Source organism: Streptomyces rhizoryzae, assembly GCF_023155275.1.
GTDB classification, from domain to species: Bacteria; Actinomycetota; Actinomycetes; order Streptomycetales; family Streptomycetaceae; genus Streptomyces; species Streptomyces rhizoryzae.
The window spans coordinates 72907-98217 of sequence record NZ_JALMUV010000013.1 but is presented as its reverse complement, the minus strand read 5'-3'; the positions used below and the strand labels follow the sequence as shown (position 1 = coordinate 98217).

The 25311-nt window shown below is 76.4% G+C and carries 17 protein-coding genes and 1 pseudogene; 12 read left to right on the top strand and 6 right to left on the bottom strand.

Annotation, left to right across the window (positions count from 1 at the left end; translation table 11 throughout):
• Positions 1-3018, bottom strand: coding sequence for a lysylphosphatidylglycerol synthase transmembrane domain-containing protein (locus tag MUU72_RS13415; RefSeq protein ID WP_248013428.1), 3018 nt, complete (start codon positions 3016-3018; stop codon positions 1-3).
• A 179-nt stretch (positions 3019-3197) separates the two neighbouring features.
• Here MUU72_RS13415 and MUU72_RS13410 point away from each other — a divergent pair, with 179 nt between their 5' ends.
• From MUU72_RS13410 to nudC, 5 genes are all read left to right on the top strand, one after another.
• Positions 3198-3674 carry an MGMT family protein gene (locus MUU72_RS13410; protein ID WP_282504041.1) on the top strand — a complete coding sequence of 159 codons (477 nt, stop codon included), beginning with the start codon at positions 3198-3200 and terminating at the stop codon, positions 3672-3674.
• A gap of 230 nt (positions 3675-3904) precedes the next feature.
• Positions 3905-7483 (top strand): ATP-dependent helicase, encoded by a 3579-nt coding sequence (locus MUU72_RS13405; protein WP_372503095.1) that lies wholly within the window; start codon positions 3905-3907, stop codon positions 7481-7483.
• Between the two features lie 87 nt (positions 7484-7570).
• Positions 7571-11293, top strand: coding sequence for an ATP-dependent helicase (locus MUU72_RS13400; RefSeq protein WP_248013426.1), 3723 nt, complete (start codon positions 7571-7573; stop codon positions 11291-11293).
• 10 nt (positions 11294-11303) lie between these two features.
• Positions 11304-12704: a dipeptidase gene (locus tag MUU72_RS13395; protein ID WP_248013425.1), complete on the top strand. Its 1401-nt coding sequence runs from the start codon at positions 11304-11306 to the stop codon at positions 12702-12704.
• A gap of 70 nt (positions 12705-12774) precedes the next feature.
• A complete protein-coding gene (nudC, locus tag MUU72_RS13390; RefSeq protein ID WP_248013424.1) occupies positions 12775-13710 on the top strand; it encodes an NAD(+) diphosphatase in 936 nt (311 codons plus the stop codon).
• 96 nt (positions 13711-13806) lie between these two features.
• On the opposite strand, the gene MUU72_RS13385 is transcribed toward nudC, so the two are convergent.
• On the bottom strand, positions 13807-14052 hold the full coding sequence (locus tag MUU72_RS13385) for a mycoredoxin (RefSeq protein WP_018536228.1): 246 nt from the start codon (positions 14050-14052) through the stop codon (positions 13807-13809).
• A 220-nt stretch (positions 14053-14272) separates the two neighbouring features.
• On the opposite strand from MUU72_RS13385, the gene MUU72_RS13380 reads away from it, so the two are divergent.
• The 5 genes from MUU72_RS13380 to MUU72_RS13360 all read left to right on the top strand — a co-directional run bounded on the left by MUU72_RS13380 (position 14273) and on the right by MUU72_RS13360 (position 18161).
• On the top strand, positions 14273-16570 hold the full coding sequence (locus MUU72_RS13380; protein ID WP_308403811.1) for an ATP-dependent DNA helicase UvrD2: 2298 nt from the start codon (positions 14273-14275) through the stop codon (positions 16568-16570).
• 144 nt (positions 16571-16714) lie between these two features.
• Complete coding sequence (locus MUU72_RS13375; protein ID WP_248013423.1) at positions 16715-17044, top strand: hypothetical protein; 330 nt, start codon at positions 16715-16717, stop codon at positions 17042-17044.
• A gap of 119 nt (positions 17045-17163) precedes the next feature.
• The gene (locus MUU72_RS13370) at positions 17164-17517 is read left to right on the top strand and encodes a WhiB family transcriptional regulator (RefSeq protein ID WP_248013422.1); all 354 of its coding nucleotides are present in this window, start codon (positions 17164-17166) and stop codon (positions 17515-17517) included.
• The gene (locus tag MUU72_RS13365) at positions 17514-17831 is read left to right on the top strand and encodes a putative WhiB-interacting protein (protein ID WP_248013421.1); all 318 of its coding nucleotides are present in this window, start codon (positions 17514-17516) and stop codon (positions 17829-17831) included. Before MUU72_RS13370 ends, MUU72_RS13365 begins: the two co-directional genes overlap by 4 nt.
• A 126-nt stretch (positions 17832-17957) precedes the next feature.
• Positions 17958-18161 carry a hypothetical protein gene (locus tag MUU72_RS13360; protein WP_248013420.1) on the top strand — a complete coding sequence of 68 codons (204 nt, stop codon included), beginning with the start codon at positions 17958-17960 and terminating at the stop codon, positions 18159-18161.
• A gap of 58 nt (positions 18162-18219) precedes the next feature.
• Here the strand turns inward: MUU72_RS13360 and MUU72_RS13355 are convergent, their stop codons facing one another.
• Entirely contained in the window at positions 18220-19674 is a 1455-nt protein-coding gene (locus MUU72_RS13355; RefSeq protein WP_248013419.1) for an ABC1 kinase family protein, read from the bottom strand.
• Positions 19675-19708: 34 nt separating this feature from the next.
• Positions 19709-20848: a ThiF family adenylyltransferase gene (locus tag MUU72_RS13350; RefSeq protein WP_248013483.1), complete on the bottom strand. Its 1140-nt coding sequence runs from the start codon at positions 20846-20848 to the stop codon at positions 19709-19711.
• A gap of 190 nt (positions 20849-21038) precedes the next feature.
• Between MUU72_RS13350 and MUU72_RS13345 the strand changes: the two genes are divergently transcribed.
• Together MUU72_RS13345 and MUU72_RS35285 are read left to right on the top strand one after the other, a co-directional pair.
• A complete protein-coding gene (locus MUU72_RS13345; protein ID WP_248013418.1) occupies positions 21039-21650 on the top strand; it encodes a M48 metallopeptidase family protein in 612 nt (203 codons plus the stop codon).
• Between the two features lie 127 nt (positions 21651-21777).
• Positions 21778-22926: pseudogene (locus MUU72_RS35285) on the top strand (TerD family protein); the annotation flags it as partial.
• Between the two features lie 307 nt (positions 22927-23233).
• Here the strand turns inward: MUU72_RS35285 and MUU72_RS13335 are convergent.
• Positions 23234-23776, bottom strand: a complete 543-nt coding sequence (locus tag MUU72_RS13335) for an NUDIX hydrolase (protein WP_248013417.1) — start codon at positions 23774-23776, stop codon at positions 23234-23236.
• Positions 23773-25269, bottom strand: a complete 1497-nt coding sequence (locus MUU72_RS13330; protein WP_248013416.1) for a zinc-dependent metalloprotease — start codon at positions 25267-25269, stop codon at positions 23773-23775. The genes MUU72_RS13335 and MUU72_RS13330 overlap by 4 nt, the downstream gene beginning before the upstream one ends.
• Between the last annotated feature and the right edge of the window lie 42 nt (positions 25270-25311).

The following is a 25311-nucleotide window of genomic DNA, read 5'->3' as shown; positions in this document are numbered from 1 at the left end:
TCAGATCTCGCCCTTGCGGGTCATGAAGGTGAAGGCCATCCAGCCCGGCAGCACCGGCAGCCAGAACACCATCAGGCGGAAGAGCAGCACCGCCGGCAGGGCGGTGTCGGCCGGCAGCCCGCCGAAGGTCAGCGCACCGATCAGCGCGGCCTCCACCGCGCCCACCCCGCCCGGGGTCGGCGCCGCCGACCCCAGTGCGTTGCCTGCCAGGAAGGCCACCGCGATACCGGCGTAGCTGATCTGGTCGCCGCCGCCGAACGCCCGGATCGAGGCGTCCAGGCACATCACGTTCGCCGCGGTCAGCAGCAGCATCCCGCCGATGCCGGTGACCAGCTTCCGCGGCCGCTGGAGGATGTCCAGCATGCGCGGCACCACCCCGGCGAACAGCGATCGCAGCCGGGTCACCACGAACTTGCGCAGCACCGGCACCGCGGTCACCACCAGCACCAGCACCGCCACCGTCAGCAGACCGGCGATGACCGTCCGGGACGGCGAGATCTGCGGGGCGTGCTCGGTGCCGGTCAGATAGCCGAACGCCAGCAGCAGCACGATGTGGCTGCCCAGCCCGAACAGCTGGGACGCGCCGACGCTCGCCACCGCCAGGCCCGGCCGCACCCCGGCCCGCTGGAGGAAGCGGGTGTTCAGCGCCACGCCGCCGATCGCGGTGGGCGCCACCAGCTTCACGAAGTCGCCCGCCACCTGCGCGTTCAGCGTCCGGAGGAAGGAGACCTTCTCGGTGACGAAGCCGAGCAGGCTCATCGCCGCCGCGACGTACGTCAGCGCCGAGAAGAACGCCGCCACCAGCACCCACACCCACCGGGCCTGGTTGATCACATCGCCGAGGTTGAAGTTGGTGAGCTGCGACAGCAGGACGTAGGCCGCGAACGCGCCGGCGATCCAGCTGATCAGGATGCGCGGGCTCAGCCGCTCCAGCTTCGCCGGCTCGATCACCGCGGTCGGCCGGACCAGCAGCACCTGGCGGCGGATCTGGGCGAGCAGGTCCTCCTCCAGGGCCTCCTCCGACGCCTCCTCCAGCGCCCGCTTCTCGGCGGTCTTCTCGGCGTTGCGCTGGGCCCGCAGCGCCTTGCGGTCCTGGGGGCCCTGCGCCTCCTGGGCCCGCGCCTCCTTGGCGGCCTGCGAGGCGGCGAGCACCGCCTCGCGCTCCCGCGCGGAGCGCTCCCGGGCCCGCTGGCGCAGCGTGGCGCGGGTGGTGCGGCTGAGCGCGATCGGCTGGAGCAGCGGCAGGCTGTCGGCCACCGCGTCCGGACCGAGCACCTCCACCGCCGCGGCGACCGCCCGCTCGGCCCCCACCCGCAGCCCGCAGGTGGCCAGCAGCTGGGCGATGTCCATCCGCAGCACCAGATCACCGGCGGCGATCTCGCCGCCCCGCAGATCGGTCAGCACGATGTTGCCGGAACGATCCACCAGCAGGGCGTCCCCGACCAGCCTGCGGTGCGCGATCCGCCGCGACTGGAGCGCGGCCACCTGCCGCCAGGCGCTGTGCATCAGCTCGTCGGTGATCTCCTCGTCCGCGAGCTGGTCGAAGGTGCGGCCGCCGATGTGCTCGTAGACCAGCATCACCGCGTCCGGGCCCAGCTCGGAGGTGGCGATCAGCTTGGGGGCGGCGGCACCCGCCGCGATCGCCGCGTACGCCAGCAGCGCCTCCTGCTCCAGCGCCTGGCGCAGCGACTGGAGGCTGCGGCGCTGGTTGATGCCGCGCAGCGACAGCCGCCGCCACACGCGGTAGAAGAAGCCCTGGGCCTGCTGCTCGCGGTCCACCACGGTGACGTCGATGGGCGGGCCGTCCTCCAGGGTGACGAGGTAGCGGCGGCCCCGGTCGGCGTGCTCGGGGCCGGCGTCCTCCGCGCGGCGGGCGCTGACCGGCCGGAAGCCGACCCGCCGCAGGCCGGCGAGGAGGTTCTGCCCGGTGGGGCGGACGTTGGGGGAGCCGACCGCGTAGAGGGTGCCGAACGCCACGGTCCAGCCGATCAGCACCGTCACCACGATGGCGAACGGCGTGGTGTACCGGCCGATCAGCACCGCGAACGCGTCCAGCAGCAGGACGCACCACATCGCCACCCGCCACCGGGGCCGCCGGGACATCCCGACGGCCGTCATATAGGCGATCACCGGCGCCAGGTAGCTGTGGACGGGGGCGGAGAGCGCCCCGTTGGCCAGCGGCTGGGTCAGCGCGCTGCGGATCGAGGCGGGCGCGGCCTCGGCGACCCACAGGTCGGTGGCGAGCGAGACCCCGTGCGCCAGGACGGCGGCCAGCACCCCGTCCGCGATCCGCAGCCCGTCCCGTTTGATCAGGCGCTCCACCGCGTACGCCACCGGCACGATCAGCACCAGGACGCTGGAGGCCAGTCCGGCGAGGTTGATCAGCAGCGGCGGGGCCGCGCCGGCGCCCTGCCCGATGTCGTTCTTCAGGCCCTGGGTGGTGCCGTGCGCGAACGTCGCCAGCGCCAGCACCAGCGCGATCCCGGCGATGCCGAGCAGCAGCCGGAGCAGGTCGGCGGGGCGGTGCACCCGCGCGGGCAGCAGCGGCTCGTCCACCGCGAGGCGGTCGACGTCGAACTCGCCGGTGTCCGGCGGGCCGCCCTCGGCGCGGTGCGCGCCGCCGCGGGGCGGGCCCCCGGGGGCGCCGTCCGCGGTCTTGTGGTGCTCCGGCGGCGCGTCGGGGAGCGGCGCCGACGCGTCGGCCGGTGCGCTCTCCTCCGTCCGCCGGGCGGGCTGCTGCCGCTCGGGTGGCTCGGGCGCCGTGGGCCGGCCCGGCCTCGCGGACGCCTCGGGTCGTTCGGCCTTCTCGATCGTGCTCGCCTTTTCGGTAGCGGGGGCCGGGGCCGGCTCCCGTCGCTGCTTCCCCTGGTCCGCGGTCCGCGGCCCCTGCGGCCGGGCGGCTCCTGCGGTCGGACCCGGGGCGGTGCCGGTGCCGCCGGCCAGCGCGTCAGGGGCGCCCGCCTCCCGTGGAGGCGCCGCACCCTGCTGCTCGGCCGTCTCTTCTTGATCTCGTATCACCAGTCACCGTCCGGAAGATGGTGGCACGGCCGTCCGGTCCGGGGAGGCATCAGGGTGCATTTGGCGGCCACGGGAAGTGGAACCACCCCCACCGCGGACGGTCGCCGGCCGCCCGCCCCGGCCGGTGCGGAACCGGACGTCCACCCCCATTGTCGGTGCTGTGCGGCAGGATGGGCCGAATGAGCCGAACGAGCCGAACGAAGGGGACCGGGGACCCGGACGGCGCCGGTCCGGCCGGCGACCGCGCCGGCCCGGCGGGCGGCCCGCCGGCCGTCACCGCCGAGCTCCCGGACTACGCGGAGCGGGTCCTCGGCGTCGCCGAGCTGATCCCGCCCGGCAAGGTCATGACGTACGGGGACGTCGCGGAGTGGCTGCGGAGCGAGGAGCCGCCGGTGCGCGGCGGACCCCGGCAGGTGGGCCGGGTGATGGCCCTCTACGGCGGCGCGGTGCCCTGGTGGCGGGTGGTGCGCGCGGACGGCGTCCTGCTCCCCGGCAGCGAGCTGCGCGCCCTGGCCCACTACCGCGACGAGGGCACCCCCCTGCGCGGCCCCGGCGCGGCGGCCGGGGGCCACCTACCGCGCATCGACATGCGGCGGGCGCGGTGGGACGGGGACGGCGACGGCGACGGGGGCGGGGGCGCTTCGGGGGGTGGGTGACGGGGGCGGGGGCTTTCGGGGCCCGGCCTCCGGCTTTCGGGGCCCGGCCTCGGGGGGCCGGCCTCCGGGGTCGCCGGTCCTGGCCTCCGGCTTTTCGGTCCTGTTCCCGGAGCCGGTACGGTCGCAGGGCCGGCCGTTCCGCCGCGCCGGCCGCCCCGTGCCCCGGACGGCCGCGCCGCCCGGCGGCACCGCATCCGACCAGCACCTCCTCCCCAGGACCGGCGATCCACGTGAGTTCCTCCTTCCCGGCCGGCCCGGCCGCGCAGTCCCGCGAGGCGGCGCGACGGGCCGCCCCCGGCGCGTACCGGCTGGTGCGCACCCCGCCGGAGCGGACCCGGCCGCCGGTCCTGGACGACGCCCAGCGCGCCGTGGTGGCGCACCGCGGGGGCCCGCTGCTGGTGCTCGCCGGACCCGGTACGGGCAAGACCACGACGCTGGTGGAGTCCGTGGTGCGCCGCGTCCGGGACGGCGCCGACCCGGAGCGGATCCTCGTCCTCACCTTCAGCCGGAAGGCCGCGGTCGCCCTCCGCGACCGGCTCGCCGCGCGCCTGGCCGACCCGGACGAGCCGGCCACCGGGCGCCGCCCCGGCGTCCCCCAGGCCACCACCTTCCACTCCTTCTGCTACGCGCTGGTCCGCGCCCACCAGGACGCCGACCTCTTCGCCGACCCGCTGCGGCTGCTGTCCGGCCCCGAGCAGGACCTCGTCGTCCGCGAACTGCTGGAGGGCCAGGCGGAGCTGGCCGGGGCCGGACTGGCCCGGGTGGGCTGGCCGGACGAGCTGCGCGCCTGCCTGACCACCCGCGGCTTCGCCGACGAGGTCCGCGCGGTCCTGGCCCGCAGCCGCGAACTGGGCCTGGGTCCGGACGCGCTGGGCGCCTTCGCCCGCCGCACCGGCCGCCCCGACTGGCAGGCCGCCGCCGCCTTCCTCGCCGAATACCTCGACGTGCTGGACGCCCAGGGCGTGCTGGACTACGCCGAGCTGGTGCACCGCGCGGTGCTGCTGGCCGAGCGGCCGGAGGTCGCCGCCCGGCTGGCCGGCGCCTACGACGCGGTCTACGTGGACGAGTACCAGGACACCGACGCCGCCCAGGTGCGGCTGCTGCACGCGCTCGCCGGTAACCGGGGCGCGCCGGCCGCCCCCGGTTCGCCGGGCCGTACGCTGCTGGCCTTCGGGGACCCGGACCAGGCGATCTACGCCTTCCGCGGCGCCGACGTCAACGGCATCCTCGACTTCCCGGAGACCTTCCGGCGCGCCGACGGCGGCCCCGCCCCGGTGGCCGTCCTGGGCACCTCCCGCCGCTCCGGCGCCGCCCTGCTGGCGGCCACCCGCCTGATCACCCGGCGGATGCCGCTGACCCGGCTGCCCGCCGACGCGGTCCGCGTCCACCGCGACCCCGCGCCCGTACGGGACGGCGGCCGGGTCGAGGTCTACACGTACCCGACGGCAGGCGCCGAACTCGACAACGTCGCGGACCTGCTGCGCCGCGCCCATCTGGAGGAGGGGGTGCCGTGGCGCGAGATGGCCGTCCTGGTGCGCGCCGGGGGGCGCTCCATCCCCGCCGTGCGCCGGGCGCTCACCGCCGCCGGGATCCCCCTCGACATCGACGGCGACGACCTCCCGCTCCGCCACGAACCGGCGGTCGCCCCGCTGCTGACGGCCCTGCGGGTGGTGGCGGGCGCGCCGGGTGCCCCCAGGGTGCCGCGGCCCGCGGCCTCCCCGGAGGCGGCGGACGGCGACCGGGGCGCCGGGGCAGCGGACGCGGAGGACGGCACAGGGTCCGGTCCGGAGCCGGAGGCCGGTCCGGAGCCGGAGACCGGTCCGGAAGCCGGTGCGGAGGGGGGCCCGCAGGCCCCTGTGGACACCGGGTCGCAGGGCGGTGCGGACACCGCTGCGGACGCCGGCCCCCCGGAGGCGGCGGCGCCCGCCCCGGCGCTCGACCCCGAGACCGCCATCGACCTGCTGACCTCCCCGCTCGGCGGGATGGACGCCGCCGACCTGCGGCGGCTGGGCCGGGCGCTGCGCGAGGAGGAGCGGGCGGCCGGCCGGGCGCTGCCCGCGCCCTCCGACGAGCTGATCGCGCGCGCCCTCGCCGAGCCCGAGCGCCTGGTCGCCCACGACCCCCGCTACGCCCGCGGCGCCCAGCGGCTCGGCCTGCTGCTGCGCAAGGCCCGCGAACTCCTCGCCGGCGGCGGCACCGCCGAGGAGGCGCTGTGGGAGCTGTGGGACGGCACCCCCTGGCCCGGACGGCTGGAGCGGGCCGCCCGCCGCGGCGGCGCCGCCGGCCGCAACGCCGACCGCGACCTGGACGCCGTCGTCGCCCTCTTCGAGACCGCGGCCCGCGCCGAGGAGCGCACCGGCGGCCGCGGCGCCCTGAACTTCCTGGAGGAGCTGGACGCCCAGGACATCGCCGCCGACACCCTCACCCGCCGCACGGTCCGCCCCGACGCGGTGCGCCTGATGACCGCGCACCGCGCCAAGGGCCTGGAATGGCGGCTGGTGGTCGTCACCGGTGTCCAGGAGGGCCTGTGGCCCGACCTGCGCCGCCGCGGCTCGCTCCTGGAGGCCGACCGGATCGGCCGGGACGGCCTGGCCGAACCGCTCACCCCCGGCGCCCTGCTCGCCGAGGAGCGCCGGCTGTTCTACGTGGCCGCGACCCGGGCCCGGGAGCGCCTGGTGGTCACCGCCGTCAAGGCCGCGGCCGAGGACGGCGACCAGCCGTCCCGGTTCCTGACCGAACTGGGCGTCACCCCGCAGGACGTCACCGGCCGCCCGCGCCGCCCCCTGACCGTCGCCGCGCTCGTCGCCGAGCTGCGCGCCACCACCGTCGACCCGGAGGCCGCGCCCGCGCTGCGCGAGGCGGCCGCCCAGCGGCTGGCCAGACTGGCCGCGCTGCGCGACGACGACGGCCACCCCCTGGTGCCCGCCGCGCACCCGGACAGCTGGTGGGGCCTCGACGACCCCACCCACAACGCGGTCCCGCTGCGCGACCGCGACCTGCCCGTCACGCTCTCCGGCAGCGCCCTCGACCAACTGGCGAACACCTGCGCCCTCCAGTGGTTCCTGGGCCGCGAGGTGAAGGCCGACGCCCCGGCCACCGCCGCCCAGGGCTTCGGCAACGTCGTCCACGTCCTCGCCGACGAGGTCGCCTCCGGCCGCACCCCCGCCGACCTGGCCGTCCTGATGGCGCGGCTGGACTCCGTCTGGGACGCGCTCGCCTTCGACGCCCCCTGGAAGTCCCGCCAGGAGAAGGACCAGGCCCGCGCCGCCCTGGAGCGCTTCCTGCGCTGGCACGTCATGGAGCGCGAGACCCTCGGCCGGGACACCGTCGCCACCGAGCACGGCTTCGACGTCACCCTCGGCGCCGGCGCCTACGAGGTCCGCATCCGCGGCAGCATGGACCACGTCTCCCGGGACGCCCTGGGCCGCGCCTACGTGGTCGACTTCAAGACCGGCAAGCAGAAGCCCACCGGTCCCGAGGTCGAACGCCATCCGCAGCTGGCCGTCTACCAGCTCGCGGTGCGCGAGGGTGCCCTCGACGACGCCTTCGGGGGGCAGCGGCCGGAGCCGGGCGGCGCCGAACTGGTCCATCTGCGGCTGGGCGCGCCCCGCAAGGAGGGCGGCGATGCGCTGCCCGCCGTCCAGCGCCAGCCGCCCCCGGACGGCGACTGGGTCGGCGACCTGCTCGCCACCGCCGCCGGCCGCGTCCTGGAGGAGCGCTTCACGCCCACCACCGGCGCGCACTGCGGGCACTGCGCCTTCCACGCCTCGTGCAGCGCCCGGCCGGAGGGCCGCCAGATCGTCGAGTGAGCCGCCCACGACCCGTGCACCGCGCTGACCTGCGCGGATGCCGTGTGCGGGCGGGCGTTGTCAGTGGCGGCCGCTACGGTGTCCGATGTGTCAGCCCGCATCACCGACCCCGAGCAGCTCAAGGAGCTGCTGGGCATCCCGTTCACCCCGGAGCAGACGGCGTGCATCACGGCCCCGCCCGCCCCGCAGGTCATCGTGGCCGGCGCCGGCTCCGGCAAGACCACGGTGATGGCCGCCCGGGTGGTGTGGCTGGTCGGCACCGGCCAGGTCGCCCCCGAGCAGGTCCTCGGGCTGACGTTCACCAACAAGGCGGCGGGGGAGCTGGCCGAGCGGGTCCGGGCGGCCCTGCTGGCCGCCGGCGTCACCGACCCCGACGCCCTCCCCGAGGGCCCGGCCGGCGACGGACCGCCCCCGGGCGAGCCGCGCATCTCCACGTACCACGCCTTCGCCGGGCAGCTGCTGAAGGACCACGGCCTGCGCATCGGCCTGGAGCCCAGCGCCCGGCTGCTCGCCGACGCCACCCGCTTCCAGCTCGCCGCCCGCACCCTGCGCGCCGCCCCCGGCCCGTACCCCGCGCTCACCACCTCGCTGCCCACCCTGGTCGAGGACGTGCTCGCGCTCGACGCCGAGCTGGCCGAGCACCTGGTGACACCGGCCGACCTCGCCGAGCACGACACCGCGCTGCTCGCCGCGCTGGACGGCGCCAAGCTCAGCAACGCCGACCTGCGCAAGGTCCCCGAGACCGCCCGCGCCCGGCTGGAGCTGCTCGACCTCGTCGCCGCGTACCGCGCCGCCAAGCGCCGGCGCGACCTGCTCGACTTCGGCGACCAGATCGCCCTGGCCGCCACCCTGGCCACCACCCGCCCCGAGGTCGGCGCGCTGCTGCGCGAGGAGTTCCGGGTCGTCCTCCTCGACGAGTACCAGGACACCTCCGTCGCCCAGCGGCTGCTGCTCTCCGGCCTCTTCGGCGCCGGCGGCACCGGGGCGCCCACCGGGCACGCCGTCACCGCCGTCGGCGACCCCTGCCAGGCCATCTACGGCTGGCGCGGCGCCTCGGTGGCCAATCTCGACGACTTCCCCGCCCACTTCCCGTTCGCCGACGGCACTCCGGCCCGCCGCTTCGCGCTCAGCGAGAACCGCCGCAGCGGCGGCCGCCTCCTGGACCTCGCCAACCGCCTCGCCGCGCCGCTGCGCGCCATGCACGCCGGCGTCGAGGCGCTCCGCCCGGCCCCCGGCGCCGAGCGGGACGGCGTGGTCCGCTGCGCCCTGCTGCCCACCCACGCCGAGGAGCTGGCCTGGCTCGCCGACTCCCTCGCCCACCTGGTCCGCACCGGCACCCCGCCCGGCGGCATCGCGGTGCTGTGCCGCACCGCCGCCGACTTCGCCGCCATCCAGGGCGAACTGGTCGCCCGGGACGTCCCCGTGGAGGTCGTCGGCCTCTCCGGGCTGCTGCACCTGCCCGAGATCGCCGACCTGGTCGCGGTCTGCGAGGTCCTCCAGGACCCGACGGCCAACGCCTCCCTGGTCCGCCTGCTGATCGGCCCGCGCTGGCGGATCGGCCCCCGCGACCTGGCGCTGCTGGGCCGCCGCGCCCGCACCCTGGCCCACCACGCCGCACCGGCCGGCGACGACCCCGAGCGGCGGCTCGCGGCGGCCGTCGAGGGCACCGACCCGGCCGAGACGGTCTCGCTCGCCGACGCGCTGGACACCTTCCTGGAGTCCGGCGGCGGCCCCGACGACGGCCTGCCGTTCTCCCCGGAGGCCCGGGTCCGCTTCGCCCGCCTGGCCGCCGAGCTCCGCGAGCTGCGCCGCTCGCTCGCCGACCCGCTGATGGACGTGCTGCACCGGATCCTCGCCGTCACCGGTCTGGAGGTCGAGCTGTCCGCGTCCCCGCACGCCCTGGCCGCCCGCCGGCGGGAGACGCTCGGCACGTTCCTGGACATCGCCGCCGGATTCGCCGCCAAGGAGGGCGGCGCCGCCCTGGACGGGGAGGCCACCCTGCTGGCCTTCCTGGGCTTCCTGCGCACCGCCGTCCAGTACGAGAAGGGCCTGGACAGCTCCCTCCCCGGCGGCGAGAACACCGTCAAGGTGCTCACCGCCCACAAGTCCAAGGGCCTGGAGTGGGACGTGGTCGCGGTGCCCGGCCTGGTGGCCAAGCAGTTCCCCAGCGAGCAGGCCCGTGAGTCCTGGCTCGCCCGCGCCAAGGTCCTGCCGCACGCCCTCCGGGGCGACGCCGCCACCCTGCCCGGTGTGGCGGAGTGGACCGCCCGCGGCGTCAAGGACTTCAAGGAGGCGATGAAGCACCACCAGGAGACCGAGGAGCTCCGCCTCGGCTACGTCACCTTCACCCGCCCCCGCTCGCTGCTGCTGGGCTCCGGCCACTGGTGGGGCCCCAGCCAGAAGCGCCCGCGCGGCCCGTCCGCCTTCCTCACCGCGCTGCGCGAGCACTGCGAGGCCGGGCACGGCGAGATCGAGGTCTGGGCCGACGCCCCGGAGGAGGGCGCGGAGAATCCCGCCCTGGCCGCGGCCGCCGCCGAGCAGCCCTGGCCGCTGCCGCTGGACGAGGCGGCGCTGGCCCGCCGCCGCGCGGCCGCCGCCGCCGTCCGCGCCCACCTCGCCCGCCACGCCCCGGCCCCCGGCGCCCCGGCGCCCGCCCCCGCCCACGACCCGGAGTGGCCCCCGCCCCCGGCCGACGACGACTGGCCCGCCGCCCCCGAGGACGACCCGTACGCCGAGCCCGCCCACGCCGGGTTCCCTGGCGGCGGGCTCCCTGAGGACGAGCCCCCTTACGACGAGTCTCCCTACGAGGAGGCGGCGTACGGCGAGCCCCCGCACGCCCCCTTCGAGGACGCGCCCTTCGAGGACGCGCCGTTCGCTGACGTGCCCGAGCAGGCGCCCTTCGACGACGTACCGCACGACGTCCCGCACGAGCCGGCACCCGGACCCGCGCCCGGTGCCCGTCCCCGCCTGATCGCCCAGCGCACCCCCGAGCCCGCCCCGGCCGGCCCCACCGACCCCGAGGGCCCCACCGACCCGGCGGACCCCGCCGCCCCCGCCGATACCGCGCTGCTCCCCGAGGAGCGCCGCACCGTGGCCTCCTGGGACCGTGATCTGGAGGCGCTCGCCGCCGAGCTGCGCAGCTCCCGCGCCCGGGTCCGGGACGTCCCGCTGCCCGCCTCGCTCACCGCCACCCAGCTGCTGCACGTCGCCGCCGACCCCGACGGCTTCGCCCGCGAGCTGGCCCGCCCGATGCCGCGCCCGCCGCAGCCCGCGGCCCGCCGCGGCACCCGCTTCCACGCCTGGGTCCAGTCCCGCTTCGAGGAGTTGCCGCTGCCGCTGCTCGGCCCCGACGAACTGCCCGGCGCCGAGCCGGGCGAGCACGGCGAGATCACCGACGACCAGGACCTGGCCGCCCTGAAGGAGGCGTTCGCCCGCACCCCGTACGCCACCCGCACCCCGTTCCGGGTGGAGGTGCCGTTCCGGATGACGCTCGCCGGGCGGGTGGTCCGCGGCCGGATCGACGCGGTCTACAAGGAGCCGGGCCCGGACGGCGACCGCTTCGAGATCATCGACTGGAAGACCGGCCGCCCCCTCCCCGGCGGCGCCGGCGGCGCGGACCCCCTCCAGCTGGCCGTCTACCGCCTCGCCTGGGCCGAGCGGTACGGCCTGGCGCCCTCCGAGGTCGGCGCCGCGTTCCTCTTCGTCCGCACCGGTGAGGTGGTCAGACCCGCGCGCCTGCCGGGCCGGGCGGCGCTGGAGCGGATCCTGCGGGGCGAGACCCCCGGCCGGTATCCCCCGGAAGGCCGATAGGCTCGGGCCCATGAGCACCACCCCGGACAACGCCGTCCGCGCGTACCTCGCCGGCCACCGCGACGCCTTCCTCGACGATCTCGCGGAGTGGCTGCGCATCCCGTCCGTCTCCGCCGACCCCGCCCGCGCCGCCGATGTGCGCCGCAGCGCCGAGTGGCTCGCCGCCAAGCTCGCGGAGACCGGCTTCCCGGTCACCGAGGTCTGGGAGACCGCCGGCCTGCCCGCGGTCTTCGCCGAATGGCCCTCCGGGGACCCGGCCGCCCCGACCGTCCTGGTCTACGGCCACCACGACGTCCAGCCCGCCGCCCGCGAGGACGGCTGGCACACCGACCCCTTCGAGCCGGTGACCGCCGACGGCAAGCTCTACGCCCGCGGCGCCGCCGACGACAAGGGCCAGGTGTTCTTCCACACCCTCGGCGTCCGGGCGCACCTGGCCGCGACCGGCCGCACCGCCCCCGCGGTCAACCTCAAACTGATCATCGAGGGCGAGGAGGAGTCCGGCTCCCCGAACTTCCCCGCGCTGGTCCAGCGGCACGCCGACCGCCTGGCGTGCGACGCGGTGATCGTCTCCGACACCGGCATGTGGGGCCCGGACACCCCCACCGTCTGCACCGGTATGCGCGGTCTGACCGACTGCCAGATCGACCTGTTCGGCCCGGACCAGGACATCCACTCCGGCTCGTTCGGCGGCGCGGTGCCCAACCCCGCCACCGAGGCCGCCCGGCTCGCCGCCGCCCTCCACGACACCGACCGCAGGGTCGCGATCCCCGGCTTCTACGACGGCGTGATCGAACTCACCGACCGCGAGCGGGAGCTCTTCGCCGAGCTGCCCTTCGACGAGGAGCGCTGGCTGCGCACCGCGCACTCGCACGCCACCCTCGGCGAGGCCGGCACCACCACCCTGGAGCGGATCTGGGCCCGTCCGACCGCCGAGGTCAACGGCATCTCCGGCGGCTATCAGGGCCCCGGCGGCAAGACCATCGTCCCGTCCGCCGCCCAGCTGAAGCTCTCCTTCCGGCTGGTCGCGGGACAGGACGCGGGCGCCGTCCAGCAGGCCGTCCGGGACTGGGTCGCGGACCGCCTCCCGGCCGGCATCCGCCACGAGATCACCTTCTGGGGCGCCACCCGCCCGTGCCTGACCCCGCTCGACCACCCCGCGCTCCAGTCCGTGGTGCGCGCCATGGGGCGGGCGTTCGGCACGAAGATCCGCTTCACCCGGGAGGGCGGTTCCGGCCCGGCGGCCGACCTCCAGGACGTCCTCGGCGTCCCGGTCCTCTTCCTGGGCATCTCGGTGCCCTCCGACGGCTGGCACGCGCCGAACGAGAAGGTCGAGCTCGACCTCCTGATGAAGGGCGTCGAGACCGCCGCCCACCTCTGGGGCGACCTCGCCGGGAACTGGCGCCCGTCCTGACCCGCCCGCCCGCACCGCTCCGCGCCCGTCCACAGCACCCGCCCACGTATAGGGGGAGTTGGAAACACCAGTGACCACCTGGACCGACCGCACGGCCGAACGGCCGATCACCTTCAGCGCGCCGAGCGGGATCGACCGCTCCGCCCACCACCGTCTGGACGAGGCGTGGCTGGCGGCGGCCTGGAGCCACCCGACGACGCGCGTCTTCGTCGTGTCCGGGGGCCAGGCGCTGATCGACGACACCCCCGACGGCCGCACCGAACTGATCATGACGCCGTCCTTCGAGGCGCCGCTGACCGAGGCCCACCGCTACTACCTCGGCACCGACGAGGACGGGGTCAGCTACTTCGCGCTCCAGAAGGACGCGCTGCCCGGCCGCCTGGACCAGTCCGCGCGCGCCGCCGGCCTGCGCGAGGCCGGCCTGCTGCTCTCCCCGCGCGACGCCGGCCTGCTCGTGCACGCCGTGGCGCTGGAGAACTGGCAGCGGATGCACCGCTTCTGCTCGCGCTGCGGCGAGCGGACGGTCATCGCGGCGGCCGGCCACATCCGCCGCTGCCCGGCCTGCGGCGCCGAGCACTACCCGCGCACCGACCCGGCCGTGATCATGCTCGTCACCGACGAGCAGGACCGCGCCCTGCTCGGCCGCCAGGTCCACTGGCCCGAGGGCCGCTTCTCCACCCTGGCCGGCTTCGTCGAGCCGGGGGAGTCCATCGAGCAGTCGGTGGCCCGCGAGGTCTACGAGGAGGCCGGTGTGGTCGTCGGCGACGTCGAGTACGTCGCCAGCCAGCCCTGGCCCTTCCCCTCCAGCCTGATGCTGGGCTTCATGGCCCGCGCCACCTCCTCGGAGATCCAGGTGGACGGCGAGGAGATCGAGGAGGCCCGGTGGTTCTCCCGCGACGACCTGGCCGCCGCGTTCGCCTCCGGTGAGGTGCTGCCGCCCTACGGCATCTCCATCGCGGCCCGGCTCATCGAGCTGTGGTACGGCAAGCCGCTGCCCAAGCCGTGACCCGCGCCGCGGCCCCGGCCGCGGACGCCACAGGGCCGCCGGCCGGCTCCCTCACGGACCGGCCGGCGACCCGGCTGCGGGCGGTGCGCCCGGCCGTCAGGCCGCGGCCACCTTCTCCTTGACCTGCGCCAGGGACGGGTTGGTCAGCGTCGTGCCGTCGGCGAAGAGCACGGTCGGCACGGTCTGGTTGCCGCCGTTGGCCTTCTCCACGAACGCCGCGGACTCCGGGTCCTGCTCGATGTTGATCTCGGTGTAGGCGATGCCCTCGCGGTCCATCTGGCTCTTCAGCCGACGGCAGTAACCGCACCAGGTCGTGCTGTACATCGTCACAGTGCCCGCCATGCGTCCCGTGCTCCTTAGCTCGGTGGTGATCGTGATCATGTGCCACCCGCCTGCGCGGCGTCGTGGCACCGAGGAGCACAACGCGCACCGCCCCCGGACCATTCCCGCCCCCGCCGGCCGCCCCGCCGCCGTCCACGGGAGGGCCCCGCCGGTACGACCGGGCCCCGGCCGCTGTGGACGGCGTTCCCGGGTGCCGCCGCGGACCTGGCAGCATGGCGGGGTGAGCGCAGCAACGGACACTCCCTTCCCGCAGGCCCCGGGCGACGCTCCGTACGCGCCGCCGCCGAGCGGGCCGGACGGAGTGCTCGACGGGCTCGACCCCGAGCAGCGCGAGGTCGCCACCGCGCTGCACGGCCCGGTCTGCGTGCTGGCCGGCGCCGGGACGGGCAAGACCCGCGCCATCACCCACCGGATCGCCTACGGGGTCCGGGCGGGCATCCTCCAGCCCGCCAGTGTGCTCGCGGTCACCTTCACCGCCCGCGCGGCCGGCGAGATGCGCGGCCGGCTCCGGCAGCTGGGCGCCACCGGGGTGCAGGCCCGCACGTTCCACTCCGCGGCCCTGCGCCAGCTCCAGTTCTTCTGGCCGCGCGCGGTCGGCGGCGAGCTGCCCCGGCTGCTGGACCGCAAGGGCCCGCTGGTCGCCGAGGCCGCCGCCCGCTGCCGCCTCCGCCTGGACCGCAACGAGCTGCGCGACGTCACCGCCGAGATCGAGTGGTCCAAGGTCACCCAGACGGTGCCCGCCGACTATCCGGCCGCGGTCGCCAAGGCCGGCCGCGAGGCGCCCCGCGACCCCGCCGAGATCGGGCAGATATACGGCACCTACGAGCAGCTCAAGCGGGAGCGCGGCAGCATCGACTTCGAGGACGTGCTGCTGCTCACCGTCGGCGTCCTCCAGGACCGGCACGACATCGCCGAGCAGGTCCGCGCCCAGTACCAGCACTTCGTCGTCGACGAGTACCAGGACGTCAGCCCCCTCCAGCAGCGGCTGCTGGAGCTGTGGCTGGGCGAGCGCGACAGCCTGTGCGTGGTCGGCGACGCCAGCCAGACCATCTACAGCTTCACCGGCGCCACCCCCGACCACCTCCTGGACTTCCGGGCCCGCCACCCGCACGCCACCGTCGTCCGGCTGGTCCGCGACTACCGCTCCACCCCCCAGGTCGTCCACCTCGCCAACGGCCTGCTCGGGCGGGCCCGCGGCCGGGCCGCCGAGCACCGCCTGGAGCTGGTCTCCCAGCGCGACCCCGGCCCCGAACCGGTCTTCACCGAGTACGCCGACGAGCCCGCCGAGGCCGAGGGCACCGCCCGCCGGATCCGCGAGCTGATCGACGCCGGTGTCCCGGCCGGCCAGATCGCCGTCCTCTTCCGCATCAACGCCCAGTCCGAGGTCTACGAGCAGGCCCTCGCCGACGCCGGGGTGCCCTACCAGCTCCGCGGCGCCGAGCGGTTCTTCGAGCGGCCCGAGGTGCGCGAGGCCGGTGTCAAGCTCCGCGGCGCGGCCCGCTTCGGCGCCAACGACACCCTGCTCGCCGGCGCGGTGGACCTGCCGTCCGAGGTGCGCGCGGTGCTCAGCGACATGGGCTGGACGGACCGCCCGCCGGCCGGTTCCGGCGCGGTCCGCGACCGCTGGGAGTCGCTCGCCGCCCTGGTCCGGCTCGCCGAGGACTTCGCCCGGGCCCGGCCCGCGGCCACCCTCGCCGACCTGGTCGCCGAGCTGGACGAGCGCGCCGCCGCGCAGCACGCCCCCACCGTCGAGGGCGTCACCCTCGCCTCCCTGCACGCCGCCAAGGGCCTGGAGTGGGACGCGGTCTTCCTGGTCGGCCTCACCGAGGGCATGCTGCCGATCCACCACGCCCGCACCGACGAGCAGATCGAGGAGGAGCGCCGGCTGCTCTACGTCGGCATCACCCGTGCCCGCCGCCACCTCGCGCTGTCCTGGTCGCTGGCCCGCTCGCCCGGCGGCCGGCCCTCCCGGGGCGCCAGCCGCTTCCTCGACGGCCTGCGGCCCGGCTCCGGCAGGGCGCCGGCCGGGCACCGCCGCCCCGCCGGCGGGCCCGGTGGCGGCGTGGAGCGCGGCCGGTCCGCGGCGGCCCCCGGCCGGCCCCGGCGGGCGCACCGCAGCCCGGCCCGCTGCCGGGTCTGCCGCCGCACGCTGACCGACCCCGGCGAGATGAAGCTGATGCGCTGCGAGGACTGCCCCTCCGAGCTGGACGAGGCGCTGTACGAACGGCTGCGGGACTGGCGCGCCGAGCAGGCCGCCCGGACCCGGCAGCCCGCCTACTGCGTCTTCACCGACAAGACCCTGATGGCCATCGCCGAGGCGGTCCCGGCGAGCGCCGAGGAGCTGGCCGTGATCCCCGGTGTGGTCCGCCGCAAGCTCGACCGCTTCGGCGCCGAGGTGCTGGCGCTCTGCGCCGGTGCGGAGCCCGGCGGGGACGCCGCGGACGGGGGCCCGGCGCGCGGCCCGGAGGAGGGCGCCGAGGGGGCCGCCGGGGCCGCGGAAAACTCGTCGGAAAAATAGTTTGCGCCCGCGGAGCGCATCCCCATAGCCTTCGGAAGCGACGGAAACAACGGAACTTCCGAGATCCGATGGTTCCGTGCTGTACTTGAACACCCTGGACCGGTTGCGTACCGGTCCCCGAGACGCCGAGAGGAGGCGAGCCCAGTGATCAGCTTCATCGAGACCAACAAAATGACCGATCTCTCGGTCGTCGCCCCCTGCGCTCTCGGCACCTCGCTCCTGGGCACCGGTCTGTCCGGCTCCGGCCGCCTGTCCGGTACCGAGGTCGTGCGTCCCGGCGCCCCTGCCGTCCTGACGGCCGGCGAGCGGGTCGAGCGACCGACCGAGGCACCCGCGGCAGCGGTGGCGACGGCAGCGGCGAACGCCTTTGCCTTCGCGGCGGCGGCCAATGGTGCCGAATCCCGGAAGCAGTACGAGCAGCAGCATGACATGTGGGCCTACCGCGGCCTCGAACCCTGGAGAGATCCAGCCTGATCGGCGATCAGGTCGGCACCTTCCAGGGCCGCGGAACCCACACCGGGATCCGCGGTCCTTTTGTTTTGCCCAACCCGCCCGCCACCAGCCGGGCCGGAACAGACGAGGAACACACCACCGTGCAACTCACCACGCACACCCCGTCCGTAGCCACCGACCTGATCCCTCCGCCCGACCCCCAGGAGAACGCCTTGCTGCCCCTCACCGAGCTCGACGACGAGATCGACCGCCTCGGCACCGCCGTCCCCTGCCGCACGTACGACCCCGAGGTCTTCTTCGCGGAGTCCCCGGCCGACGTCGAGTACGCCAAGACCCTCTGCCAGACCTGCCCGGTGCGGGACGCCTGCCTGGCGGGCGCCAAGGAACGCCGCGAGCCGTGGGGCGTGTGGGGCGGTGAGCTCTTCGTCCAGGGCGTCGTCGTCCCGCGGAAGCGTCCCCGGGGCCGTCCGCGCAAGAACCCGGTCGTGGCATGAACACCGCGCGCACAGGAACGATCGACCGTCCCCTCACCCGGGACCCCCAGAAGCAGGACCCAGCGATGAACCCGACTCTCACCGAGACCCCCGCCCCGACCACCTCCGGCGCCCTGAAGTCGCGCCAGAACAGGAACCTCGCGATGCAACTCATGCCAGAAGCCCTGGCCCGGGCCCATGTCCAACAACGCCTCCAGGAGGCGGAGTCCGAACGCAGGGGCCACCGGCTCGCCGCCGCGCGGCGGATGCAGCGGCGCGCCGAGCGCGCGTCGCTGCGTGCCCGCCGCGCGCTGGCCATGGCCGTGATGCAGTGACCGGCCCGGCCGGCACCGCACTCTGAGCCGCCACCACGGGGTCCGTCCGGTCGCCGGACGGGCCCCGTGCTGCGTTGCGTGGCGCTTTCGCGGCATCCGCGGGGATATCGTCGGACGGTGGACCGGATGACGCATCACCAGGTGACGCATCGGCAGGCGGAGCGGGCCTCGGACGGCACGGTGTGTGCCCGCTGCGGCGCGGTGGCCGAGGGCGCCCCGCCGACCTGGACCTGCTCGGTGGAGAACGGCGAGCGCCGCTACTTCTGCGACGACTGCGCCCGGGACAACATCCGCGCCATCGAGGGGCGGCTGGACTCCACCTGGTGGTGACGGCGGCCCGGCTCCCGGCCCCGACCCGCTCCTGACGCCGGTGCGGGGCCGGCCCGGGTCAGGCCGGGCTCGCCGCCGGGCTCCCCGCGGCGCCGTCCGGGTCCGCGTCCGGCCCGTCCGCGTCCGGCCCGTCCGGATCCGCCGCCCCGGTGGTGCCGCCGGTGTCCTCCGCCGGGTCCGGCAGGAACCCCGGCATCCACGCCTCCAGCTCGTCGCGCAGCCGGACCGTGGCCCCCAGCTGGCACAGCACCCCGATGGTGCTCAGCGTCACCCGGTGTATCAGGAGGTAGGCGGGCGGCAGATTGAGCTGCTTGCCCAGCTGGTACGCGGGGGAGCGGGGGTCGCCGATCCGGGCCGCCTGCCGGCGCATCCAGTCCCGGGCGAACGGGAACGCCGCCACCTGCGCGGGCTCGATGATCGGCAGCAGGTAGTCCAGTACCGCGTCCGGATCCAGCTCCACCGACTCCTTGACGAAGCCCTCCTCGCACAGCATGCGGTAGACCGCGTCGGCCTCGCCGTCCAGCGCCAGCCGCAACGAGGCGCCGATCGTCGGCGGCAGCCCGTCGGGCAGGCGGTCGACCGTGCCGAAGTCCAGGACGCCCAGCCGCCATGCGGACACCGGGCCGTCCGGGTCCGGGCCGGGCACCAGCCGGAAGTTGCCCGGATGCGGGTCGGCGTGCAGCAGGCCCGTCCGCGCCGGGCCGGAGAAGAGGAAGCGGGCCAGCAGCTGCCCGGCCCGGTCCCGCTGCTCCTCGGTGCCGTCCGCGATCACCTCGGACAGCGGCACCCCCGCCAGCCACTCCGTCACCAGCACCTGCTCGCCCTGGTGCACCACGGCCGGCACCACCACGTCCGGATCGCCGGCGAACTCCGCGGCGTGCGCCCGCTGGGCCTCGGCCTCCAGGGCGTAGTCCAGCTCCTCCGCGACCCGGTCGCGCAGCTCGGCGATGAGCGGCTTGAGGTCCATGCCCGGGATCAGCGGCCCGAGCAGCCGCGCGAACCGGCTCAGCTGCGCCAGATCCGACAGCAGCGCCCGGCCGGCCCCCGGATACTGCACCTTGACGGCCACCTCGCGGCCGTCGTGCCACACGGCCCGGTGCACCTGCCCGATCGACGCCGCGGCGGCGGGCTTGTCCTCGAACTCCTCGAACAGCTCCCGCCAGTCCGCGCCCAGCCGCTCGGCCAGCACGGAGTGCACCGTGCTCGTCGGCATCGGCGGCGCCGCCTCCTGAAGCTTCGTCAGCGCCGCGCGGTAGGGGCCGGCGATCTCCTCGGGCAGCGCCGACTCGAAGACCGACAGCGCCTGCCCGAACTTCATCGCACCGCCCTTCAGTTCACCGAGCACCTTGAAGAGCTGTTCCGCGGTGCGCTGTTGGAGCTCCCGGCCGACGATCTCGGCGGACCGGCCGCCGAGCCGTTTGCCCAGGCCCCAGGTGGCACGGCCGGCGAACCCCAGTGGCAGCGCGGCCAGCTTGGCGGTACGGGTGACCGCCTTGCGGGGAAGATCAGACATGCGCCCCTCCAACTCACACCGTCCCCTACCGGGGTTACCCCGTCATTGTTGCGTGTCGCGGCCGGGGAACCGAGGCGTTGGGCACACCCCGTACGGCGGCGGCCCCGCAGCCGCACTCCGGATGCGGGGCGATCCGCACCGTCCGCACGCTCGCACACGGCAGCGGAAGCTCCATCCGCGCCCCCGCGCACGGCGGCGGCTCCCCGTCGAGGAACGCCAGCGCCTGGACGGCGGCCAGCCCCGCGACCGCCGTCGCCAGCCCGGCGTCGCAGGCCGGCACCGCCGGCGACCCGCGCCCCGAACGCCACTGCGCCAGCAGCTGCGGCCAGGCCGGCTCCGCGTCCGTGCGCCGGAGCTCGTCGCAGCCGGCGCAGGCGGTGACGCCGGGCACCACCAGCGGGCCCACCACGCCCGTGCCCTCCAGCACCCCCGCGTACAGATGCGGGATGCCGGCGCTGAGCAGCGGCTCGGCCAGCACCGGATCGGGGGCGTAGGCGCCCAGGCCGTCGCGCGGGGCGACCACCACCAGGGAGATGCCGGGTTCGCCGGACTCGGTGACCGGGCCACCGGGGCGGGGCGGCCGGCTCCACGGGGAGGATTCCCGGACCAGGCGGCGGGCCGCGTCGCCGCGCCGCTCGCCGATCTGCCCGGGCGCCGGCCCGCCGGGCACCACGTCCCACGGCTCGACCGCGCCGCCGTCCACCACGTCCACCCGGCCGGCCCCGGAGGCCGCCAGCAGCGCCGCGACCTGGGCACCGACCCGGCCCGCCCCCTTCACCTTCACCCGCACCGACCGGCGCGCCCCGATCCGGGCGAGCGGCCCGGCCGTCCGCCCCTGCTGCCGCACCGACAGCGAGGCCAGATCCGCCCGCAGCCGCTCGACGGCCGGGCCGTCCGCCCGCACGGCCTCGTCCACGGGCCCCTCCGCCGCCGGGGCCTCCAGCAGCCCCGCCGCGCCGAGCCGCTCCACCACCCCGCGGGCCCGCTCCGGGGCCACGTCCAGTCCCGCGGCCGCCTCGACCAGCTGCGGCACCGAGCGGGTGCCGTCGATCAGCTCGATGAAATACGCGGTCGCGAGGTCGACCGGGCCGACCACCCGGGCATGCGCCGGGGCCACCCCGAACCGCACCGTCTCCCGGTCCCGCCAGCCGCGCCGCAGCGCGGGCTTGAGCATCGGATGCATGTCATCCGCCCCCCGTCCGTCTCGTCCGGCCTCCAGCATGCGCCGGACGCGCGACCGGCGCGGGAGTTATCCACAGGCGGCGGGCATTCGTCGTACAAGCCGTGCACGCCGGGGGCGTTCAGGTGGCGAACCGTCCGTGGGAGCGGGACTTCCCGCCGTGCCAGCGGGTAACGTCGGGCGCGTGCCCGCCGACCCTTCCCCGCGCGGCCCCGGGGAGACGCCCCTGCGCCGCGCCAGCGACCGCCCGCGAGGGGCCGAGCCGAGCCCGCCGTCCCGCCCGGTGGAGGTGCGGCGCAGCGCCCGGCGCCGCCGGACGGTCTCCGCGTACCGCGAGGGCGACCGCACCATCGTCCTGATCCCGGCCCGGATGTCGCAGGCCGAGGAGCGGCGCTGGGTGTCGGTCATGCTGGACAAGCTCGCCGCGCAGGAGAGCAAGCGGATACTGGGCGACGGCGAGCTCGCCGAACGCGCCGAGCGGCTCTCCGGCCAGTACCTCGACGGCCGGGCCCGGCCCGAGACGGTCCGCTGGGTCACCAACCAGAACACCCGCTGGGGCTCGTGCACCCCGGCCGAGGGCAGCATCCGCCTCTCGCACCGCCTCCAGGGCATGCCCGAGTACGTCATCGACTACGTCCTGCTGCACGAGCTGGCGCACCTGCTCGTCCCGGGCCACGGCCCGGAGTTCTGGCAGCTCCTGGAGTCGTATCCGCGCACCGAACGGGCCCGCGGCTATCTGGAGGGCGTGGTCGCCGCCGACCGGCTGCCGCACCTGCCCGCCGCCCGCCGCCGCTGACCGGACCCCGGCACCGGACCCGGCCCCGGCGCCGGCCGTTCCCCGGCGCGCCCCGGCCCCGCCCGCGGCCGGCGCCAGCGGTTAGCCTGGCGGGGACGGGGACTTGAGCGCGAGGCGGGGAGGGGCGTTGCCCACGGCCAGGGAATTCCAGCGCGGCCACAAGGCCAGGCTTGCCGATCTGACGGCGGAGCGGGACCTGTACGTCGGGGTGCGGATCGCCGGTCCCGGACTGGTCATCGACGTCAGCTGCTTCGGCCTGGACGCCGGCGAGCGGCTCACCGACGACCGCTACTTCGTCTTCTACAACCAGCCCGCGACGCCCGAGGAAGCGATCCGGCTGCTCGGGCCGCAGGACGGCGACACCGAGTCCTTCCGCGTCGCGCTCGACCGCATCCCGCCGCACATCCGGAAGCTGACGTTCACCGCGGCCCTCGACGGCGAGGGGCGGATGGACCGGATCGGCCCCGGCTGCCTGCGCATCGTGGCCGGCGGCCAGGAGGTCGCCCGGTACCCGTTCAGCGGCGAGGAGTTCAGCACCGAGCGCGCGGTGATGCTGGGCGACCTCTACCTCAAGGACGTCTGGCGGTTCGCCGCGGTGGGCCAGGGCTTCGACGGCGGCCTGGAGGCGCTGCTGACGGCCTTCGGCGGCGAGGTCCTGGCGGAGGACGCGGACGGCGGGGCCGCCGAGGCGCCCGCGCTCCCGGACACCGCGGCCCCCGGCACCGCGGCCCCCGCCTCGCCGCCGCCCGCGCCCCCGGTTACCGCGCAGGGCGTACCCGGCGGCGACGACTTCACCCTGCCGCCGCCGGCTCCCGGGCCCGTCCCGTCCGCCGTGCCGCCCCCGGTGCCCGCGCCCGCCCCGGCCCCGCCGGCGCCGACCGCGCCCGACCCGCGCGCACCGGCGGCGTACCACCCGCAGCCGCCTGTGCTGCCGCAGCCGTCCGCCGCGCAGCTGCACAGCGCCCCGACGGTGGTGGCACCGCTGGTCCCGCCCGGCGGGACGGTCCCGCCCCCGGCCGTCCAGGGCCCGCCCCCGCCGCCGCCCCCGCCCCCGGGCGCGGTGCACGGGCCGCCGCCCCCGCCCCCGTACGGCCAGGCGCCCGGCGGCCACCAGCCGCCTCCGTTGCCGCCGTACGGGCAGCAGCCGCCCCCGCTCCCGCCGCAGGGCCGGCAGCCCCCGCCGCTCCCGTACGGCCAGCAGCCCCCGCCGCTGCCGCCGTACGGGCAGCAGCCCCCGCCGCCCGCCGGGTACGGCGTGCCGCAGGGGCAGCCGGTGCCGCTCCCGCCGCCGCCCGGCGCGTACGCCGACCCGGGCCGGCCGGCCCCGCACGACCCGTACCCGGGGCCGGGCGCGCCCGCCCCGCAGGACGGTGCTCCGGGCCCGTGGCCTGGTTACGGTGCGGACCCGGGCGCCCCCGGTGCGGCGCCCCCCGCTCCCGGGGATCCGCAGGGCGGCGACCCGCGGCACGGCCGCTGAGCGGTACCAAGACCGGCGGCCGCCGCCCCGCGGCCCGTCCCGCACATGCGCCGGCGCCCGCCCCCGAGCAGGGGGCGGGCGCCGTGGGACCGTACGTGACCGGGCGTCAGGCCGTCGCGGCCAGGAGGGCCCGGGTGTCCGCCACCAGGCGGACCACCGACGCATCGGCGACCGCGGGCACCTCGTCGTAGCCGAACCACCGCAGGTCCAGCGACTCGTCGCTGATCGCGGCCACCGCGTCGGCGGGCGCCAGCGCGGCGTACTGGACGTCCAGGTGGACCGCGCAGGGCGTGCGGTGGCGGTCCAGCCGCACCGGCGCGCCGCCCACCAGCGTCAGGCCGTGCGCGATCCCGGACTCCTCCCGGGCCTCGCGCAGCGCCGCGTCCGCGAGGGTGGCGTCCCCGGGCTCGCAGTGGCCGCCCATCTGGAGCCACATCTCCAGCTTGCGGTGCAGGGTGAGCAGCACCCGGCCGCCCGCGGGGTCGATCACCAGCGCACTGGCCGTGAGGTGCCCGGCCTTGCACGGCTTCCACATGCCGTCCCGGTGGGCGGCGAGGTGGTCCAGATAGGCCAGCCGCAGCTGCTCCTGCTCCGCCGACGGCGCGGGCCACTCCTTGAGCACCCGCGCCGCATCCTCCCGAAGGCTCACTTGGTGCCGTCTCCCCTGCCCTCGTCCTCGGGGCCGCGCGGCTCGTCGTCGTCCCGGCCGTCCGCGGCCTCCGGGCCGGGGGTGCCGCCGTCGTGCTTGGTCAGGTCCGGCGCACCGCCGCCGGCCGCCTCGCCCAGCATCTTGTCGAGTTCGGAGAAGTCGGCGTGCTCGTGGTGGACGAAGCCGTCCGGGTCGTCCAGGTCGGCCGCCGTCGGCAGCATGTCGGGGTGCTCCCACAGGCCGTCGCGGCCGTCCAGGCCCCGGGCGTCGGTGAGCGACGCCCATAGCCGGGAGGCGTCCCGCAGCCGGCGCGGCCGCAGCTGGAGGCCGATCAGCGTGGCGAAGGTCTGCTCGGCCGGGCCGCCGGTGGCCCGGCGCCGCCGCAGCGTCTCCCGGAGCTTGTCCGCGGACGGCAGGTGCGGCTTGGCGGCGGCGTGCACCACCGCGTCCACCCAGCCCTCGACGAGCGCCAGCGCGGTCTCCAGACGGGCCAGCGCGGCCTTCTGCTCCGGGGTGTCCTCGGGCTGGAACATGCCCTGCTGGAGGGCGTTCTGGAGCTCCTCGGGGTGCTGCGGGTCGAGCTGGCCGACCATGTCCTCCAGCTTGGTGGTGTCGACCTTGATGCCGCGGGCGTAGCCCTCGACGGCGCCGAACAGGTGCGAGCGCAGCCACGGCACGTGCGCGAAGAGGCGCTGGTGGGCGGCCTCGCGCAGGGCGAGGTAGAGCCGCACCTCCTCCTCCGGGACGCCGAGGCCGGCGCCGAACGCCGCGACGTTGGCCGGCAGCAGCGCGGCCTTGCCGGCCGGGCCCAGCGGCAGACCGATGTCCGTGGACCCCACGACCTCGGAGGCCAGCACGCCCAGTGCCTGCCCGATCTGGGTGCCGAACATCGCGCCGCCCATGGAGCGCATCATGCCGAGCAGCGGGCCGGCCATGGCCTGCATCTCCTGGGGCAGCACGTCGCCCATCGCGGAGCCGACCCGCTCGGCGAGCGGGTCGACCAGGTCCTTCCACACCGGCAGGGTCTCCTCGACCCACTCGGCGCGGCTCCAGGCCACCACCGAGCCGGCGCCCGACGGGAGCGACGTCACCCCGTCCAGCCACAGGTCGGCGAGCCGGACGGCGTCCTGGACCGCCGAGCGCTCACCGGGGGAGACGCTGGCGTCCTTGCTGCCGTCCTCGGCGCCCTGCGCGACGGTCTGCCGCGCGATGTCCTTGGCCATGTCCCAGTTCACCGGCCCGCCCTCGTAGGAGAGCATCTGGCCCAGGCGCTGGAAGGCGGCGCCGAGGTCGCCGGGGTTCATCTGGCCGCCGGGTCCCCCCATGCCGCCGAAGAGCGCCGCGAACGGATTGTCCGCGCCGCCGCTCCCGCCACCGAACCCGAAGGGGTTCGCGGGGCCCTGGCTACCTCCCTGGCCGCCCTTCTGCTTGCCGTTGTCGCCGTCCTCCGGCTCCTCCGGCGGAAGGCCGAATCCGAATGGGGTGTCACTCACGGGTTTCCTCGGCTCGTAGGGCCGCCGGCCCTACGCCGACGG

Coding starts and splice junctions, on each gene's coding strand:
- MUU72_RS13355 (WP_248013419.1), bottom strand. CDS start 19,674: ATGTCTGATCTTCCCCGCAAGGCGGTCACCCGTACCGCCAAGCTGGCC.
- MUU72_RS13350 (WP_248013483.1), bottom strand. CDS start 20,848: ATGCTCAAGCCCGCGCTGCGGCGCGGCTGGCGGGACCGGGAGACGGTG.
- MUU72_RS13385 (WP_018536228.1), bottom strand. CDS start 14,052: ATGGCGGGCACTGTGACGATGTACAGCACGACCTGGTGCGGTTACTGC.
- MUU72_RS13365 (WP_248013421.1), top strand. CDS start 17,514: ATGAACACCGCGCGCACAGGAACGATCGACCGTCCCCTCACCCGGGAC.
- MUU72_RS13395 (WP_248013425.1), top strand. CDS start 11,304: ATGAGCACCACCCCGGACAACGCCGTCCGCGCGTACCTCGCCGGCCAC.
- MUU72_RS13360 (WP_248013420.1), top strand. CDS start 17,958: ATGACGCATCACCAGGTGACGCATCGGCAGGCGGAGCGGGCCTCGGAC.
- MUU72_RS13410 (WP_282504041.1), top strand. CDS start 3,198: ATGAGCCGAACGAGCCGAACGAAGGGGACCGGGGACCCGGACGGCGCC.